The 15,360-nt window shown below is 74.7% G+C and carries 15 protein-coding genes; 11 read left to right on the top strand and 4 right to left on the bottom strand.

Annotated features, from left to right (window positions below):
• Window positions 1-119: 119 nt before the first annotated feature.
• A complete protein-coding gene (locus Q7L73_RS00985; RefSeq protein ID WP_304691217.1) occupies window positions 120-3,539 on the top strand; it encodes an AAA family ATPase in 3,420 nt (1,139 codons plus the stop codon).
• 3 nt (window positions 3,540-3,542) lie between these two features.
• Here the strand turns inward: Q7L73_RS00985 and Q7L73_RS00980 are convergent, their stop codons facing one another.
• Entirely contained in the window at window positions 3,543-4,100 is a 558-nt protein-coding gene (locus Q7L73_RS00980; protein ID WP_304691216.1) for a thioredoxin domain-containing protein, read from the bottom strand.
• A gap of 98 nt (window positions 4,101-4,198) precedes the next feature.
• Here Q7L73_RS00980 and Q7L73_RS00975 point away from each other — a divergent pair, with 98 nt between their 5' ends.
• Together Q7L73_RS00975 and Q7L73_RS00970 are read left to right on the top strand one after the other, a co-directional pair.
• The gene (locus Q7L73_RS00975; RefSeq protein ID WP_304691215.1) at window positions 4,199-5,158 is read left to right on the top strand and encodes an ABC transporter ATP-binding protein; all 960 of its coding nucleotides are present in this window, start codon (window positions 4,199-4,201) and stop codon (window positions 5,156-5,158) included.
• Window positions 5,155-5,871 (top strand): ABC transporter permease, encoded by a 717-nt coding sequence (locus Q7L73_RS00970; RefSeq protein ID WP_304691214.1) that lies wholly within the window; start codon window positions 5,155-5,157, stop codon window positions 5,869-5,871. The genes Q7L73_RS00975 and Q7L73_RS00970 overlap by 4 nt, the downstream gene beginning before the upstream one ends.
• Before the next feature lie 18 nt (window positions 5,872-5,889).
• Here the strand turns inward: Q7L73_RS00970 and Q7L73_RS00965 are convergent, their stop codons facing one another.
• The 3 genes from Q7L73_RS00965 to Q7L73_RS00955 form a co-directional block, all read right to left on the bottom strand.
• On the bottom strand, window positions 5,890-6,420 hold the full coding sequence (locus Q7L73_RS00965) for a hypothetical protein (RefSeq protein ID WP_304691213.1): 531 nt from the start codon (window positions 6,418-6,420) through the stop codon (window positions 5,890-5,892).
• A complete protein-coding gene (locus tag Q7L73_RS00960; protein ID WP_304691212.1) occupies window positions 6,417-6,971 on the bottom strand; it encodes a nucleotidyltransferase family protein in 555 nt (184 codons plus the stop codon). Before Q7L73_RS00960 ends, Q7L73_RS00965 begins: the two co-directional genes overlap by 4 nt.
• A gap of 86 nt (window positions 6,972-7,057) precedes the next feature.
• A complete protein-coding gene (locus tag Q7L73_RS00955) occupies window positions 7,058-7,981 on the bottom strand; it encodes an aldo/keto reductase (protein WP_304691211.1) in 924 nt (307 codons plus the stop codon).
• Between the two features lie 28 nt (window positions 7,982-8,009).
• Here Q7L73_RS00955 and Q7L73_RS00950 point away from each other — a divergent pair, with 28 nt between their 5' ends.
• The 8 genes from Q7L73_RS00950 to Q7L73_RS00915 all read left to right on the top strand — a co-directional run bounded on the left by Q7L73_RS00950 (window position 8,010) and on the right by Q7L73_RS00915 (window position 15,353).
• Window positions 8,010-8,918, top strand: coding sequence for a DMT family transporter (locus tag Q7L73_RS00950; RefSeq protein WP_304691210.1), 909 nt, complete (start codon window positions 8,010-8,012; stop codon window positions 8,916-8,918).
• A gap of 28 nt (window positions 8,919-8,946) precedes the next feature.
• Window positions 8,947-9,687, top strand: a complete 741-nt coding sequence (locus tag Q7L73_RS00945) for an IclR family transcriptional regulator (RefSeq protein WP_304691209.1) — start codon at window positions 8,947-8,949, stop codon at window positions 9,685-9,687.
• A gap of 187 nt (window positions 9,688-9,874) precedes the next feature.
• On the top strand, window positions 9,875-10,816 hold the full coding sequence (locus Q7L73_RS00940) for a dihydrodipicolinate synthase family protein (RefSeq protein WP_304691208.1): 942 nt from the start codon (window positions 9,875-9,877) through the stop codon (window positions 10,814-10,816).
• Window positions 10,813-11,649, top strand: coding sequence for an amidohydrolase family protein (locus Q7L73_RS00935; RefSeq protein WP_304691207.1), 837 nt, complete (start codon window positions 10,813-10,815; stop codon window positions 11,647-11,649). The genes Q7L73_RS00940 and Q7L73_RS00935 overlap by 4 nt, the downstream gene beginning before the upstream one ends.
• Window positions 11,646-12,797, top strand: coding sequence for a mandelate racemase/muconate lactonizing enzyme family protein (locus Q7L73_RS00930; RefSeq protein ID WP_304691206.1), 1,152 nt, complete (start codon window positions 11,646-11,648; stop codon window positions 12,795-12,797). The genes Q7L73_RS00935 and Q7L73_RS00930 overlap by 4 nt, the downstream gene beginning before the upstream one ends.
• The gene (locus Q7L73_RS00925) at window positions 12,794-13,603 is read left to right on the top strand and encodes an SDR family NAD(P)-dependent oxidoreductase (RefSeq protein WP_304691205.1); all 810 of its coding nucleotides are present in this window, start codon (window positions 12,794-12,796) and stop codon (window positions 13,601-13,603) included. The genes Q7L73_RS00930 and Q7L73_RS00925 overlap by 4 nt, the downstream gene beginning before the upstream one ends.
• A complete protein-coding gene (locus tag Q7L73_RS00920) occupies window positions 13,600-14,313 on the top strand; it encodes a PIG-L deacetylase family protein (RefSeq protein WP_304691204.1) in 714 nt (237 codons plus the stop codon). Before Q7L73_RS00925 ends, Q7L73_RS00920 begins: the two co-directional genes overlap by 4 nt.
• On the top strand, window positions 14,310-15,353 hold the full coding sequence (locus tag Q7L73_RS00915) for a Xaa-Pro peptidase family protein (protein WP_304691203.1): 1,044 nt from the start codon (window positions 14,310-14,312) through the stop codon (window positions 15,351-15,353). Before Q7L73_RS00920 ends, Q7L73_RS00915 begins: the two co-directional genes overlap by 4 nt.
• Window positions 15,354-15,360 lie beyond the last annotated feature (7 nt).

Genomic DNA, 15,360 nt, shown 5'->3' with positions numbered 1-15,360 from the left:
CCGCCACATCAGCGCGCCGCTCCGGCCAGCGCGCAGCTGCGCCGTGTCGGCGCTCTTCTTCCCGCAGTGTGCGGCGAGCGCGGAGCGGCGCCGTCACGATCGCTCGATAGCCTGATCGGATGCGCCTGCACCACCTTCGCGTGACCGCCTTCCAGGCGTTCGCAGGCACCGAGCAGGTCGATTTCGACGCGCTCTCGGCCGCCGGGCTGTTCCTGCTGCGGGGCGACACCGGCGCCGGCAAGACGACCTTGCTCGACTCGGTCTGCTTCGCGCTCTACGGCGAGGTCCCGGGCGCCCGCGCGAAGGACGCCCGTCTCCGCTCCGACCATGCGTCACCCGAGGCGCGCACAGAGGTCGAGCTGGACGTGACGCTGCGCGACCGCCGCTTCAGAATCGTCCGCCGCCCGAAGCAGGAGCGGCCGAAGGTGCGCGGCGAGGGCATCACCGAGGAGGGCCACGGCTGCACCGTCCAGGAGCTGCGCGACGGCGAGTGGGTGACGGTCGCCGCCCGGCCTGACGAGGCGAGAGCGGAGCTGTCCGATCCGCTCGGGATGAGCTGCGAGCAGTTCTGCCAGGTCGTGCTGCTGCCGCAGGGCGAGTTCGCCTCCTTCCTGCGCGCCGGCAGCGACGAGCGCTGGAAGCTGCTCGAGCGGCTGTTCGGCACCGAGCGCTTCGCGGCCGTCGAGTGGTGGCTGAGAGATCGCGCGAGAACCGCCCGGATCGAGCTGCACGGCCAGCTCGGCGCGGTCCGCGACGTCGTCGCGCGGCTGGCGCAGGCGTCTGGCGAGGAGCCGCCCGCCGACTGGGAGCTCGACCCCGAGCGGCTGCGCGAATGGGCCGGCGGCCTCAGCGTCGGCGCCCAGGCCGGAGCGGTCACCGCGGAGGAGTCGGCCGCCAGCGCCCGCGCCGCCCGCGCCGCCGCCGACGCCGCCCTGTCAGCCGCGACTGAGCTGGCCGAGCGCCAGCAGCGCCACGCCAGAGCGCAGCGCGAGCTGGAGTCGTGGCGCGCCCGCCAGGACGCCCGCGACGAGGCCGAGCGCGAGCTGCGCGCCGCTCGCGCCGCCGCCCCCGTGGCCCCCGCGCTGGAGGCGGCCCGCACCCGCGCCGCCGACGCCGCCACCGCCGACCGCGCGGCAGCGTCCGCCTGGGACGCGCTGGACGACGAGGCGCGTGCCGTTGCGGAGGCGGCCGCCGCGAGCGCTGACGCGTCGCCGCCCGCCGCTCACGCGGATGCGCCGGCCGCCGACGCGCCGCCGACAGCCGCCGCTCGCGTCGACGCGCCGCCGCCCGCCGCGCCGCCTGAGCCCGAGCCCGAGCCGGAAGCCGAGCTGACCCTCTTCGACCTCCCGAGCAGCGGACGTTTGACCCCTGAAAGGGTCGAACGTCCGGAGGTCGTGTCGGAGGTGGCGCCGGCGGCCGAGCCCGCCCCCGCCGACGACGCCGATTCCGCCGCCGCGCTGCGCGCGCCCGCCGATGACGCCGACCCCGCCGCCGTCGCGCTGCGTGCGCATGCGGGCGAGCTGCGGACGCGGGCGGGGGCGCTCGGGGAGCTGGTCGCGGTCGAGCAGCGGCTCGACGCCTCCGAGCAGGCGCTCGCGAGGCTGCTCGCCGACGCCGAGGACGCCGACGCCCGTGCCGCCAGCGCGTCCGCGGCGCTCGAAGCCGCCGCCGGCGAGCGCGTCCAGCTCGACGGCGCGCTCGTCGTCGCCCGCCGCGCGAGCGACCGCGTCGAGGCGCTCGAAGTCGAGGCGAAAGCCGCCGCCGAGCGAGCCGAGCAAGCGCTTGAGCGGGATCGTCGCGCAGCAGAGCAGATCCGACTCGATGCACAGGTGCGTGAGGCCGTCGGCAGCGAGCAGGCCGCCCGCGAGCGCTGGCTCGACCTGCGCGAGCGCCGCCTCGCCGGCATGGCCGCCGAGCTGGCCAGCGGCCTCGTCCCCGGCGAGCCGTGCACCGTCTGCGGCGCCCTCGACCATCCCGCGCCGGCGCATCTCGCCGCTGCCTCCGCCGCGGACGCCGCCCCCGCGCTCGATGCCGCCGCCTCCGCCGCGGACGCCGCCGCGCTCGATGCCGCTGCTCGCGCCGCGGACGCCGCGGCCCCAGACGCCGCCCCCGCGCCCCCCTCGGACACGAGCGGCTCGCTCGCCGACCAGGAGCGCGCGGCGCAGGAGGCGCAGGCGGGCGCGGCCGAGCTGCGGGCGGAGGCCGAGCGGGCGGCGGCGGCGAACGCGAGCGCGCTGGCGGCGGCGCAGGCGGTCGCGGGCGCTGCGAGCGTGGAGGAGCTGCGGGCCGACGCCACGGCACGCGCCGAGCAGCTCACGACGACCCGCGCCGAAGCCGCCGCGCTGGCCGACGTCGAGCGCAAGCTGGCCGCGCTCGCCACGACGACGGCCGCGCACGAGCAGCAGCGCCGCGACGCCGAGCAGGCCGCCGCCAGCGCTCGCGCCGCGCACGCCGAGCGCGCTGCGGCGCTCACCAGCGAGCGCGAGCAGGTCGCGGGCGCCCGCGGTGAGGCCGACTCGATCGCCGCCCGCGTGGAGCAGCTCACGCAGCACGCGCGCGCGGCCGACGCCGCCGCTGCCGCGCGCGAGCAGGCCGCGCGCGCCGCCGTCGCGCGTGACGAGGCCGCGACCGCCGTCGCGAGAGCGGTCGACGCCGCCGGCTTCGAGACGGTCACCGCCGCAGCCGCGGCGATCCGCGACGCGGCCGCGCTGCAGGAGCTGGAGCGCAAGCTGCGCGGCTACGACGAGGGCGTTGCCAGCCGCACCGCGATCGTCGCCGACCCGGTCCTGCAGGCCGCCGTCGCGCAGCCGGCGCCCGACCTGCCGGCGCTGCGAGCCGTGGCTGACAGCGCGGCCGCCGCCGACGAGTCGTGCCAGGGGCGCAACACGGTCGAGCAGCGCCGCCTCGCCGAGGTCACGAGCCTCACCGGCGCGCTCGACAGCGCGCTGACGCAGCTCGCCCCGGTCGCCGCGCGCGAGCGGCTGATCAAGGAGCTGGCCGGCCTGGTCGACGGCGGCTCGCCCGCCAACAGGCTCAAGATGCGGCTCTCCGCCTACGTCCTCGCGGCACGGCTCGAAGAGGTCGCGGAGGCGGCGACGCAGCGGCTGGAGCGGATGTCCAACGGCCGCTACGCGCTGATCCACGCCGACGACGGCGCCCGCGGCAGAAAGCGCGGCGGCCTCGACCTCAAGATCGTCGACGGCTGGACCGGGCAGGAGCGCTCGCCCGCGACGCTGTCCGGCGGCGAGACCTTCCTCGCCAGCCTCGCGCTCGCGCTCGGCCTCGCCGACGTCGTCGCCGCCGACGCCGGCGGCAGCCGCCTCGAGACGCTGTTCATCGACGAGGGCTTCGGCTCGCTCGACGAGCGCACGCTCGACGAGGTGCTCGACGTGCTCGACCAGCTGCGCGAGGGCGGCCGCGCCGTCGGGATCGTCTCCCACGTCGCCGAGCTGCGCCAGCGCGTCCCGGCCCAGCTGCTCGTCGTCAAGGGCCGCGACGGCTCCCACGTCGAGCAGGCGGCCGTCGCTCCCGCGAGCTGATCCTCAGCCGCCGGCAGCCGCCACGGCCGCGGCGATCGGATCGGCGTCGGCGTCGACCTGGCGGCCGGCGACGAAGACGGTCGGGATGCCGTTGACGCCGCGCTCGACGGCCGCTTCGGTGACCAGCTCGACCCAGGGGCGGAAGCGGCCGCCGAGCAGGTCGTCGGCGAACGACGGATCGGCGATCCCGCTCTCGGCGCCGATCCGCGTGAGCTGCTCGTCGCTGAGGCCTGGCGTGTTCTCCTCCGGCTGCTGAGCGAACAGCGCGTCCTTGTAGGCGGGGAAGGCGCCGGCCTGGGCAGCAGCGCCGAGGGCGGCCGCGGCGCGGGTCGAGTACTCGGTGCCCTCCGAGAAGCGGTCGAGGAACGCGACCGGGTGGTAGACGATCGTCGCGCGGCCCTCGGCGACGAGCGCGTCGAGCGTCGCGCCGGCACGCTGCTCGAAGGCGCGGCAGTAGGGGCAGAGCAGGTCGATGTACGCGTCGACGCGGACGGGTCCGCTGCCGACGGCGATGCCGTCGCCCTCGGGCGCGGCGCCGGCGGGGATCTCGGGAGGAGCCATGCAGTGAAGTCTCGCCGACCGCGCACGTCGCCATGCGCAGAGACACGGGTCAGCCGTACGGTGCCCCGCCCGCGCCGCCGTTACGATCGCGGCCGCCGATGCTGACCGTCGAGGGACTCACGAAGCGCTACCGCGGGGAATCGGTCGTCGACGGGCTGTCGTTCGAGGCCCGCGCCGGCCGCGTCACCGGCTTCCTCGGCCCCAACGGCGCCGGCAAGACGCAGACGATCAAGATGATCCTCGGCCTGATCCACCCGACCGCCGGCCGCGTGACGATCGGCGGCAGCGCGCTGCTCGACCATCCTCGCCCCGGCCGCGTCGCCAGCGGCGTGCTCGACGGCGGTGCGTTTCACCCCGGCCGGCGCGTGCTCGACGAGCTGCAGCTGCAGGCCTACGCGGCCGGCGCCGACCCGGAGCGAGCCGAGGAGCTGCTCGACCGCGTCGAGCTGCTGCCCGCCGCGCGCAGCCGCATCGGCACGCTCTCGCTTGGGATGCGCCAGCGGCTCGCGCTCGCGCGGGCGCTGCTGGCCGACGCGCCGCTGCTGATAGCCGACGAGCCCGCCAACGGCCTCGATCCGGCCGGCATGCACTGGCTGCGGGCGCTGCTGCGCGAGCTGGCCGGGGAGGGCAAGACCGTGCTTGTCTCCAGCCACCTGCTGGCGGAGATGGAGCGGCTCGCCGACGACGTCGTCGTGATCGCGCACGGGCGGCTGGTCGCGAGCGGGCCGTTGAGCGAGCTGGCATCGGTGCGCGAGCGGCGCGTGCGGATCCGCTGCGCGAATCCGCGCGTGCTCGGCGCGCGGCTGAGAGCGCGCGGGCTGACGGTGAGCGAGGAGGACGAGGAGCTGGTCGTCGCCGGCGCCGACGCGCGCGCGATCGGCGAGCTGGCGCTGGCGGCGCAGATCGCCGTCCACCGCCTGGTCGAGGACGAGGACGACTTGGAGGAGCGCTACCTCGCGCTGACCGCGGGGCCGGGCCCGCGGGCCTCCTCTGCGCGCGCCGCGGATGGCGGCGTCGTGCCCGCGTCAGCGTCGCCGTCGCCGGAGAGCGCCGCGTGACGCTGCTGCTGGTCGAGCTGGAGAAGCTGCGGACGATCCGCAGCGCGTGGCTGCTGTTCGCGGCCGGCGTGCTGATGCCGCTGCCGATCGTGATCGCGATGCTGATCGGGACCAGCGACTACGGCCCGGTGGCCCAGAACGTGATCGACCTCGCCGTGCTGCCGGCCGCGATCGCCGGCGTGCTGGCGGTGACCGCCTGCGCGCGCGAGTTCGAGCACAGAACGATCACCGTCGCCTTAATGACCGAGCCGCGGCGAGAGCGCGTGATCGTCGCGAAGGCCGGCGCGGCGGCGATCGTCTCGCTCGCGATGGCGACGCTCTTCTGCGCCCTCTGCCTCGGCGTCGCGGCGGTCTGGATCTCCTCCGCCGGCGGCGTCTGGCCGTGGACGGGCCACCAGACGCTGGAGGGCGCCGGCGGCACGATCGCGCTGACGGCCCTGATCGCCGTCGCCGGCACCGGCTTCGGCGCGCTCGTGCGCCACGTCGGCGGCGCGATCACGCTGATGGCGGTGATGTACCTCGTCGTCGAGGGCGTCCTCGTCGCCCGCGTCCCCGCCTACCACGACTGGGGCCTGACGGCGGCCGCCAACTCCGTCATCGAGCCGACGCTCCCCCACACCTACGCGTTCTCGGCCGGCATGGCGATCCTCCTCGGCAGCTCCCTCGCCTACCTCGCCCTCGGCATCGCCGCCGTCCGCCGCGCGGACGTCTGAGCCGAAGTCACGACGCGCTCACTCTGAGCTGAACCCGCGGCCGATCCAGGCGCGGTAGGCGTCGTAGAAGGGGGCGAACTCGTCGGCGACGATCAGCGCAGCTTCGTGGACCTGTTCGGCGGTGGCGGTGGCGTACTCGTGAACGAGCAGCCGGCGCAGCTCGCGCAGGCGTTCCAGCCGCCGGGCGCGCTCGGGGCCGATCACGCCGATCCGTCTCAGGTTCGCGAGGTCGCGGCGCGCGTTGAGGTCAGCGGCCCGCGGACGGACCTCGGCAAGTTCGAGGCCGAAGGCCGTCAGCTCGGCGATCGTGTTGTAGAGCTTGTCGACACCGCGCTCGACGGCGTTGACGCGGTTCAACTCAGCGGGATCTTCTGAGGCGTACGCGCGCTGGAACATGTCGAGGTCGAAGTCTTCGCCGAACTCGGCCATTGCGGCGCGCAGCGCGATCAGGTGCCGGCGGACGTCGGTCACGCGGTCGCGGATCTTCGCCTTCAGCGCGCGGGCGCGTTCCGGGTCCTGCGCTTCCAACGGCGCCGCTGGCGCGCTCACAGCGTCCGGCCGAGATCGAGGTCGGGCATCGCGTCGAGCAACGAGGTCTCCGCAGTCCTCGCACGGCGGCGCCATGTGGGCAGCCTGGCGACGAGGCCGGCCCACTCATGCTCGCGGTCGATCAGCACGCGACCCTGCTCCAGCGCGTCGCGCATCAGCAACGGCGTGCGCTCCGCGTCTTGGATGCGCACCAGCTGGACGTCCCGTCCGATGCGCTCCTCCAACCGGCCGGTCAGCTCGGCGACACGGCGAGCCGAGGGGTCACCGAGCCTCACCAGCAGGTCGATGTCGGAACCGTCACCTGCGGTGCCCGCGGCAAGCGAGCCGAACATGACTGCCAGGCGCACGCCCGGTTCCGTCCGCAGCGCCGCTCGCAGCCCGCTCAGCAGCGGCCAATGGGTGCGCAGGTACGCCTCCTCGCGCATCGAGGTGACGAACTTCCGAGCACTGGTGCGCTCACCCCGCACCAAGCCCTCCGCCGCGGCGCGGCGCAGCGTCCGCTCGGGGACGCCGAGATGCTCAGCGAGAGTGTTCAGGGAGGAGGACGCCATGAGGTCGCTCGTGTGGCCGATAATAGCGCCTCGTGTGGCCGTTAGTGCAATCTCGTATGGCCGCTAACTCCGGCCCGTGCGGCCGATCAGCTCCACACCAGCTCGCTGCGCGTCCGCCAGTACGACTCCGGATCCTCGGACAGGACGGCGAGGCGGGCCTCCAGGGAGTCGTTCCATTCCACTGACGAGGCCGCCAGGTTCGAGGCGAGCATCGCCGGTGAGACGGCGCCGCTGAGGACGACGTCGACCCAGGGGCGGGCGAGGATCGCGGCGAGGGCGAGGGCGTCGGGGGTGGTGTCGAGGTCCGCGGCGGCGGCGGAGAGCGGCGGCGGGGCGGCGTGGGCGGTCAGGCGGCCGTTGGCGACGCCCTCCTTGATCAGCACCGTGAGCCCGGCGGCGTGCGCGCGGGCGAGGGCGTCGCCGGCAGACCGCTCGTGCAGGTTCCAGGTCGACTGGACGGCGTCGAAGGCGCCCAGCTCGACGGCGCGGTCGATCGTCGCGGCCTGGGCCGGGCCGGTCGTCGACAGCCCGACGCGCACGCCCGAGGCGCGCAGCGAGGCGAGCTGGGCGAGCACGTCCGCGTCCTCCAGCACGCCCGACTCGATCGTCGCGGAGTGGATCGCGTACATGTCGAGCTGGTCGCCGAGCAGCGCGCGGGTCTCGGCGAGCTGTCTGCGCAGCTGGGCGGCGTCGAGCTGCTTGCGCTCGTGCACGTCCGCGTCCATGCGCCAATCGCCGACGTAGGCGTAGCCCCACTTCGACGAGATCGTCAGCACGTCGGCGGCCAGCGAGCGTGCGTCGAGCCAGCCGGCGAGGAACTCCTCGGCCAGGCCGTAGGAGCGGGCCGCGTCGACCCAGCGCACCCCGGCCGCGAGCGCCGCGTCGAGCAGCTCCCACGCCTCGCGGCGGAGCGTCTCGACCGAGCGGTCCGCTCCGAGGTCCGAATCACGTCCGATGTTGATGTACGCCGGCCGCCCGATGGCGGCGAGGCCGAGACCGATCTGCGACATGGAGAACAGTTTGCATACCCTCGACGGCATGACGCCTCGCGCCTGGGCGGCCTTCGCCACGATGTCGATCCTCTGGGGCATCCCCTACCTGTTCATCAAGATCGCCGTCGACGACGGGGTTCCGCCGGGTTTCGTCGCCTGGGCGCGGGTGCTGATGGGAGCGGTCGTCCTGCTCGCGCTGGCTTGGCGCGCGAGAGCGCTCGGCGGGCTCAGGAGCCGCTGGAAGTGGCTGATCGCCTACGCCGTGATCGAGATCTCGATCCCCTTCCCGCTGATCGCGTTCGGCGAGCAGCACGTCTCCTCCTCGACCACCGCGATCGCGATCGCGACGGTTCCGCTGATCGCCTCGCTGCTGGCGCTCAAGTTCGCGCCTGGCGAGTCGCTCACCGGCCGCCGGCTCGTCGGCATGCTGGTCGGCTTCGCGGGCGTCGCGGCGCTGGTCGGGATCGACGTCTCCGGCAGCTCCGAGGAGCTGCTCGGGATCGGCGCGATCGTGCTCGCCGCCGCCGGCTACGCCTGCGGCGCGCTGATCATCGCGCGCGGCCTCGGCGGCCTCGACGGCCGCGCGACGATGGGCGCCAGCCTCGCGCTCGCGACGATCGTGCTGACGCCGCTGGCCGCGCTCGACCCGCCGACCGAGGTCCCGCCCGCCGGCGCGATCGCCGCGATCGTCGTGCTCGGGCTCGTCTGCACCGCCGCGGCGTTCGTCGCCTTCGCCGAGCTGGTCCGCACCGCCGGGCCGACCCGCTCGACGATCGTCACCTACGTCAACCCGGTGATCGCGCTCGCGCTCGGCGTCGCGCTGCTGGACGAGCAGCCGGGCGCGGGCGCGATCGTCGGCCTCGTGCTGATCCTCGCCGGCTCGTGGTTCTCGACCGACGGCCGCCTGCCCGGCCGGATCGAGCGGCGGCTGGCGGCGTCGCAGAGCGCACGCTGAGTCGCCGCGCCGCGCGTATGCTTGCGAGATGCCCCCGGTGCCGGCCGTCAAGCGCGCGCTCAACGTGCTCGAACTGCTCGCGAGCGAGTCCGAGCCGCTGATGCTGAGCGACATCGTCGCGCGCACCGGGATCCCGACCGCGAGCTGCCACGCGATCATGCACACGCTCCAGGAGGCCGGCTACGTGACGCGCCGCTCGGAGGGCCGCACGCAGTACTGGGAGCCGACGCTGGCGCTGTTCCACCTCGGCTCGGCGGTCGTCTCGCGCTTCGCGATCCGCGACATCGCGATGCCGCACCTGCGCGAGCTGTCGGCCGCCTTCGACGTGCCCGCCCACCTCGGCGTGCTCGTCGGCGACGACGTGATGTACCTGGAGAAGGCGGAGACGCCGACGTTCATCCAGTTCAACACCTTCCCTGGCAAGCTGAGCCCGTTCCACATCACCGCGCTCGGCCGCGCGATCGCCGCCTGGCTGCCGCCAGCCCAGCAGGAGGCGCTGACGGCGGGGCTGGAGCCGTCGGTCGAGCCGCTGCTGCGCGAGACGCACGCGACCGGTTACGCGGTCGAGGACAGCGAGGAGATCGACGGCGTCGGCTGCATCGCCGCGCCCGTCTTCGGCGCCGACGGACGGGTCGTCGCCAGCGTCGGCCTGACCGGCTTCTCGCGCAACCTGCTGCCGGGCGGCGAGCCGCCGGCGGCCGCCTCCGTCGTCGGCGCCGCACGCGCGATCTCCGCGCAGCTCGGCTTCCGCGCGCCGCAGCCGGTCTAGCGTCCGCGGCTGCGTCCCGCGCGGGAGGCTCCATCCCACCGCTTCCCCCGCCTTTGGCGGTTGCTGACACGTGCCTGAAAAATCGCTTGCGTCGGCGTCCCGTTCGTGAGTATCCTTATTTCGAATGTTGATTCGAGATACGGAATCAACAGGAGAGAGCGCCGCAGCCGAACCAGCAAGGAGCGCCGTGCCCATCAGTGGAGTCCTGCCCGTCATCCCGACGCCGTTTCGGGATGGCGTCTTCGACCGTGCCAGCTTCCAGCGCCTGCTCGACCACATGCTGCCGTGGGTCGACGGCTACACGTTGATGGGCAGCACCGGCGAGGCGCCGTCGCTGCCCGACGCGCAGCGGGCGCAGATCGTCGCCGAGGCGCTGGCGATGACCCCGGCCGGCAAGACCGTCGTCGCCGGCGTCTCGCACACGAGCGCCGACGCAGCCGCCGAGCTGGCCCGCCACGCGCAGGAGCACGGCGCCGCCGGGGTGCTCTGCTGCTCGCCCTTCTACTTCGCCAACTCGCCCGACGGGATCTACGCCCACCTCGCGCGGATCGACGCCGCGATCGAGATCGAGCTGGTCCTCTACGACAACCCCTTCACGACCAAGACGCCGCTGCAGGCCGACTGGGTGATCGACTGGGCGCGCAGACTTTCGCGGCTCAATTCAGTCAAATTGACCGACCACGACCTCGGCAAGATCCCCCTCTGGCGCGAGGCCGGCCTGACGGTCCTCGCCGGCGACGACCCGATCCTGTCGCAGTTCCTCGCGGCCGGCGTCGACGGCGCGATGGTGATCGCTCCGGCGGTGCTGCCGGAGTCGTTCGCGACCGCCTGGGCGCGGATGCGCGCCGGCGACCTCGACGGCGCGCTGCGGATCGTCTCGACCGAGCTGGCGCCGTTCATCCACGCCTTCGGGATCGGCGACGAGATCGCGACGACGAAGGCGCTCTACGCCGAGATCGGGATCTTCGACAGCGGCGAGCTGCTGTCTCCGCTGCAGCCGGTCGCGCCGGCGCGCGCGCAGCAGCTCAAGCAGGCCTACGAGCTGGGCCGCGACGCCGGCCTCGCGCGCCTCGCGGCCGACGACGGCGCCGCCGCCGCGCCCGCCGCCGACGGGATCCCCGCGCGATGATCGACTGCCACACGCACGTCGGCGAGCGGCGCCACTTCAGCGGCGCCTTCATCGACGACATGGTGCGCGCGTGGGGCCCGCAGGCGAATCCGGCGCGCTCGCTGGAGGAGCACTGGGAGGCGGTCGCGCCGGTCGACAAGGCGATCGTGCTCGCCTTCGCGGCGCCGCGGATCGGCTTCGACGTGCCGAACGAGTACGTCGCCGAGTACGTCGCGCAGCATCCCGAGAAGCTGGTCGGCTTCGCGAGCGTCGACGCCAACGACATCGACGCGGTGCCGCTGCTGCGACGGGGCGTCGAGATGGGCCTGCGCGGGCTGAAGCTGGCGCCGACCTACCAGGGCTACGACCCGCTCTCGCCCGCCGCGCTCGGCGTCTGCGAGGCGGCCGAGGACCTCGGGCTGCCGATCCTCTGGCACCAGGGGACGACGTTCGTCCGCACGGCCGAGCTGCGCTACGCGCTGCCGCTGCAGATCGACCGCGTCGCGATCCGCTTCCCCGAGCTGAAGATCGTGATCGCCCACATGGGCCACCCGTGGATCGACGACGCGATGGTCGTCGTGCGCAAGCACCCCAACGTCTACGCCGACGTCTCCGCGCTGCACCCGCGGCCGTGGCAGCTCTACAACGCGCTGCTGAGCGCGGTCGAGTACGGCGTCGCCGACAAGCTGCTGTTCGGCACAGACTGGCCGTTCGCGCAGCTCGACGCCTCGATCGTCGGCCTGCGCGCCGTCAACCGCTTCACCGCGGGCACCGCGCTGCCGCAGGTCCCCGACGCCGTGATCGAGGGGATCCTCGAGCGACCGACCTTCGAGCTGCTGGGGCTCGCCGCATGAGCGCGCCCGCGCTGACGATCGCCGACGTCGAGGTGCTGATCCTCGACGGCGGGGTCGAGTACGGGACGGCGACCGCCGACGGCGAGCGCTCCGGCCCGCGCCACTGGACGCTGATCCGCGTCACGAGCGAGGAGGGCCATGTCGGCTGGGCCGACGTCGACTCGCACCCGTGGATCGTCAAGGCGATCGTCGAGGCGCATCCGCACATCCCCGACTTCTGCTCAGGCCTGAAGGACGCGGTCGTCGGGCTGAGCGCCTGGGATCGCCACCACGCCTGGGAGCGGATGTACCAGGCCTCCTGGTACCACGGCCGCCGCGGGCCGGCGCTGCACGCGATCAGCGGGATCGACGTCGCGCTGTGGGACCTCGCCGCGCGCGCCGCCGGCGTGCCGGTCGCGCAGCTGCTCGGCGGCCGCCGCCGCGACAGCGTGCAGGCGTACGCCTCCACCCTCTTCCGCGAGACGCCCGACGAGATGCGCGCCGCCACCCGCCGCTACCTCGACCAGGGCTTCCGCGCGATCAAGTTCGGCTGGGGGCCGTGGGGCGCCGACGCGCGCCGCGACCACGCGCTGCTGGCTGCCGCGCGCGAGGAGGCCGGGCCGGATGTGAAGCTGATGGTCGACGGCCACATCGCCGGCGACGCCGCCGCGGTGCGCGCCCACGTGCGCGCGCTGGAGGAGCTGGCGCCGTTCTGGGTCGAGGAGCCGCTGCCGGCCGACCGGCCGGGCGAGCTGGCGCAGCTCGGCCGCTCGACGTCGCTGCGGGTCGCCAGCGGCGAGCAGCTCGGCGGCATCTCCGAGTACGCGGAGCTGCTGCGCGAGCCGGGCGTCGCGGTCGTGCAGCCGGACCTCGGCCGCTGTGGCGGCTACACCGTGCTGCAGCAGGTCGCCGAGCTGGCCGGCCGCGCAGGCGCGCTGGTCGTCCCGCACGCGTGGACCTCGCACCTGCTGACGGCGGCGACGCTCCAGGCCGCCGCCTGGCTGCCGAACGAGCCGCTGGTCGAGGTCAACGCCTCGACGGCGCCGCTGGTCGCGCAGCTCGCCCCGCTCGACCTCGGCCTCGCGGACGGTCGCGTCCGCGTGCCCAGCGGCCCCGGACTCGGGGTCGAGGTCGATCCTGCCGTCGTCGACCGGTACCGCGTCGCATGAGCCCCCGCCCGCTCGCCGTCGTGACCGGTGCCGCCGGCGGGATCGGCGGCGCGATCGGCGCCGCGCTCGCCGCGGCAGGACACGACCTGGCGCTGATCGACGTGGACGCCGCGGGGCTCGCCGCCGCCGCCGCGCGGCTCGGCGATGCCGCGCACGCCTCGCCCGCGCACGCCGCCGCCGCCGCGCCGGCCGTCCACACCCTCGTCGCCGACGCGACCGACCCCGCCGCGATGGCGGAAGCGCTGGCGCAGGTGCGCGCCGACGCGGGCCGCCCGCTCGACGTCGCCGTCGGCACCGTCTCGCACGAGCGCCACGACGACGCGCTCGCGCTCGACGCGGCCGCGCTGCGCGCCTCCGTCGAGGGCACCGCGGGCGCCGCGCTCGCGCTCGCGCAGCCGGCCGCGCGGCAGATGGTCGACGCCGGCAGGCCCGGCCGGATCGTCCTGATCGGCTCGCTGCACGCGACGCTCGCCTTTCCCGGCACCGCCGGCTACAACACCGCCGAGGCCGCCCTGCTGGCGCTGGCGCGGTCGCTCGCGCGCGACCTGCTGAGACACCGGATCGCCGTCAACGTCGTCGAGCCGGGCTGGATCCTGACCTCGGGCGAGCGCCGCTTCCACACGCCGGAGCGGCTCGCGGCAGCCGCCGCGGCGCACCCGTGGGGCCGCCTCGGCACGGTCGAGGACGTTGCCGCCGCGGTCGCCTTCCTCGCCTCGCCCGCGGCCGAGTACGTCACCGGCACGACCCTGCGCGTCGACGGCGGCATGTCGCTGGCGATGACCGAGCTGCCGGGAGGAACGGCATGAGAATCGCCTGCGTCTTCGCCCACCAGGACGACGAGAAGGCCTGCCTCGCGACGCTGCTGCGGCTGCGCGCCGAACGCGGCGCGGAGATCGCGTTCATCGCCACGACCAACGGCGACAAGGGCATGTCGTGGGATCCGTCGATCCCGCTCGCGGAGGCGGCCGTCGTGCGCGAGCGCGAGATGAGCGCCGTCGCTGCCGCACTCGGCGGGTCCTACGTCTGCCTCGGCGAGCCCGACCAGTTCCTCTTCGACGCGCCGCGCGTGCGGCTCGCGCTGATCGAGGCGCTGCGCGCCGCCGCACCCGACCTGATCTTCACGCACAACCCCGCGGAGTACAGCGTCGACCACGACGCGACCGCGCGGCTGACGACCCACGCGGCGCTGATGACGACGATCGCCTCGGTCGAGACGAACAGCCCGGCGCTGGCGCGCGTGCCGGCGATCTTCCACTGCGATCCCGGACCCGGTCACGGCTTCGACGGCACCCACTTCGTCACGTTCGACGAAGCGGTCGCCGACAAGAAGGCGCGGATCGTGCGCCTGCACGACAGCCAGATGGCGGTGATGCGCGAGCTGCGCGGCGTCGACTACGCCGACCTGCAGCGCGACGCCGACCGCCAGACCGGTGCCCGCCTCGTGCAGCCGTACGCCGAGGTCTTCCGTCCCTGCCTGATGGAGCGCCGCATCCCGACGGCGTCGCTGCTGCCATGAGCTTCGCCGACCGCCACGCGCAGGCGCTGGAGCTGACGGCCGCCGCCGGCGCCGACGTGCTGCTGTGCGCCGACCCCGCCAACGTCCACTGGCTGACCGGCCTCGCCTGCGAGATCGAGACCGGCCCGAGCCCGTTCGCGCCCGGCCCGCTCGTGCTGCTCAGCCGCGGCGAGCCGGTGCGGCTGATCGTCAGCGACGACGAGCTGCCGGCGACGCTGCCGGAGGGCGTCGCGACGCTCTCCTACGAGGGCTTCACGACCGGCCCGCTCGACGGCCCGCGGCATGCGCAGCGGCTCGTCGGCGAGGCGCTCGACGGGCGCACCCCCGTCACCGACCAGTTCGATGGTCTGGGGCCGGCCCTGCTCGACGCCCGCGCCGTCAAGGACGCGCTCGCGCTCGCCGAGCTGCGCCGCGCGCTCGCCGTCGCCGACGCCGGCCAGGCCGCGCTGCGCGCGATCGGCGACGACGCGATCGGCGCCAGCGAGATCGAGCTGTTCTCGATCGTGCGCGGGGCGATGGAGGCGAGCGCCGGCACGCGCGTGCCGGTGCTCGCAGACCTCGTCAGCGCCCCGCGCACCGCCAGCATGGGCGGCGCGCCGAGCGACCGCCTCGTGCACGACGGCGAGCTGATCCTCTGCGACCTCGCGCCGCGCGTCGGCGGCGTCTGGGGCGACTCCTGCGCGACGATCGCGGTCGGCGAGCCGCCGGCCGCCGCGCGCGCAGCGCACGCCCGCGTCACGCAGGCGCTCGACCGTGCGATCGACGCGGTCCGCCCCGGCGTCGACGCCGCCGCGCTCGACCGGATCGCGCGCGGCGCGGACCTCGACTACCCCCATCACAGCGGTCACGGCATCGGCAGCTCGTACCACGAGCAGCCCCGCCTCGTGCCGTCCGCGACCGGCTCGCTGCGCGAAGGCATGGTGATCGCGCTGGAGCCGGCCAGCTACGCCGAGACGTTCGGCGTCCGCCTCGAACACGTCGTGCGGGTGACCGCCGACGGCTGCGAGGTCCTCTCCCGTCACCGGCTGGAGCTGTCGTGAAGCGCGA

The sequence above is a fragment of the Conexibacter sp. CPCC 205762 genome, from assembly GCF_030646155.1.
In the GTDB taxonomy this organism is placed as follows: Bacteria; Actinomycetota; Thermoleophilia; order Solirubrobacterales; family Solirubrobacteraceae; genus Conexibacter.
This window is presented reverse-complemented; position numbering and strand designations above follow the sequence as displayed.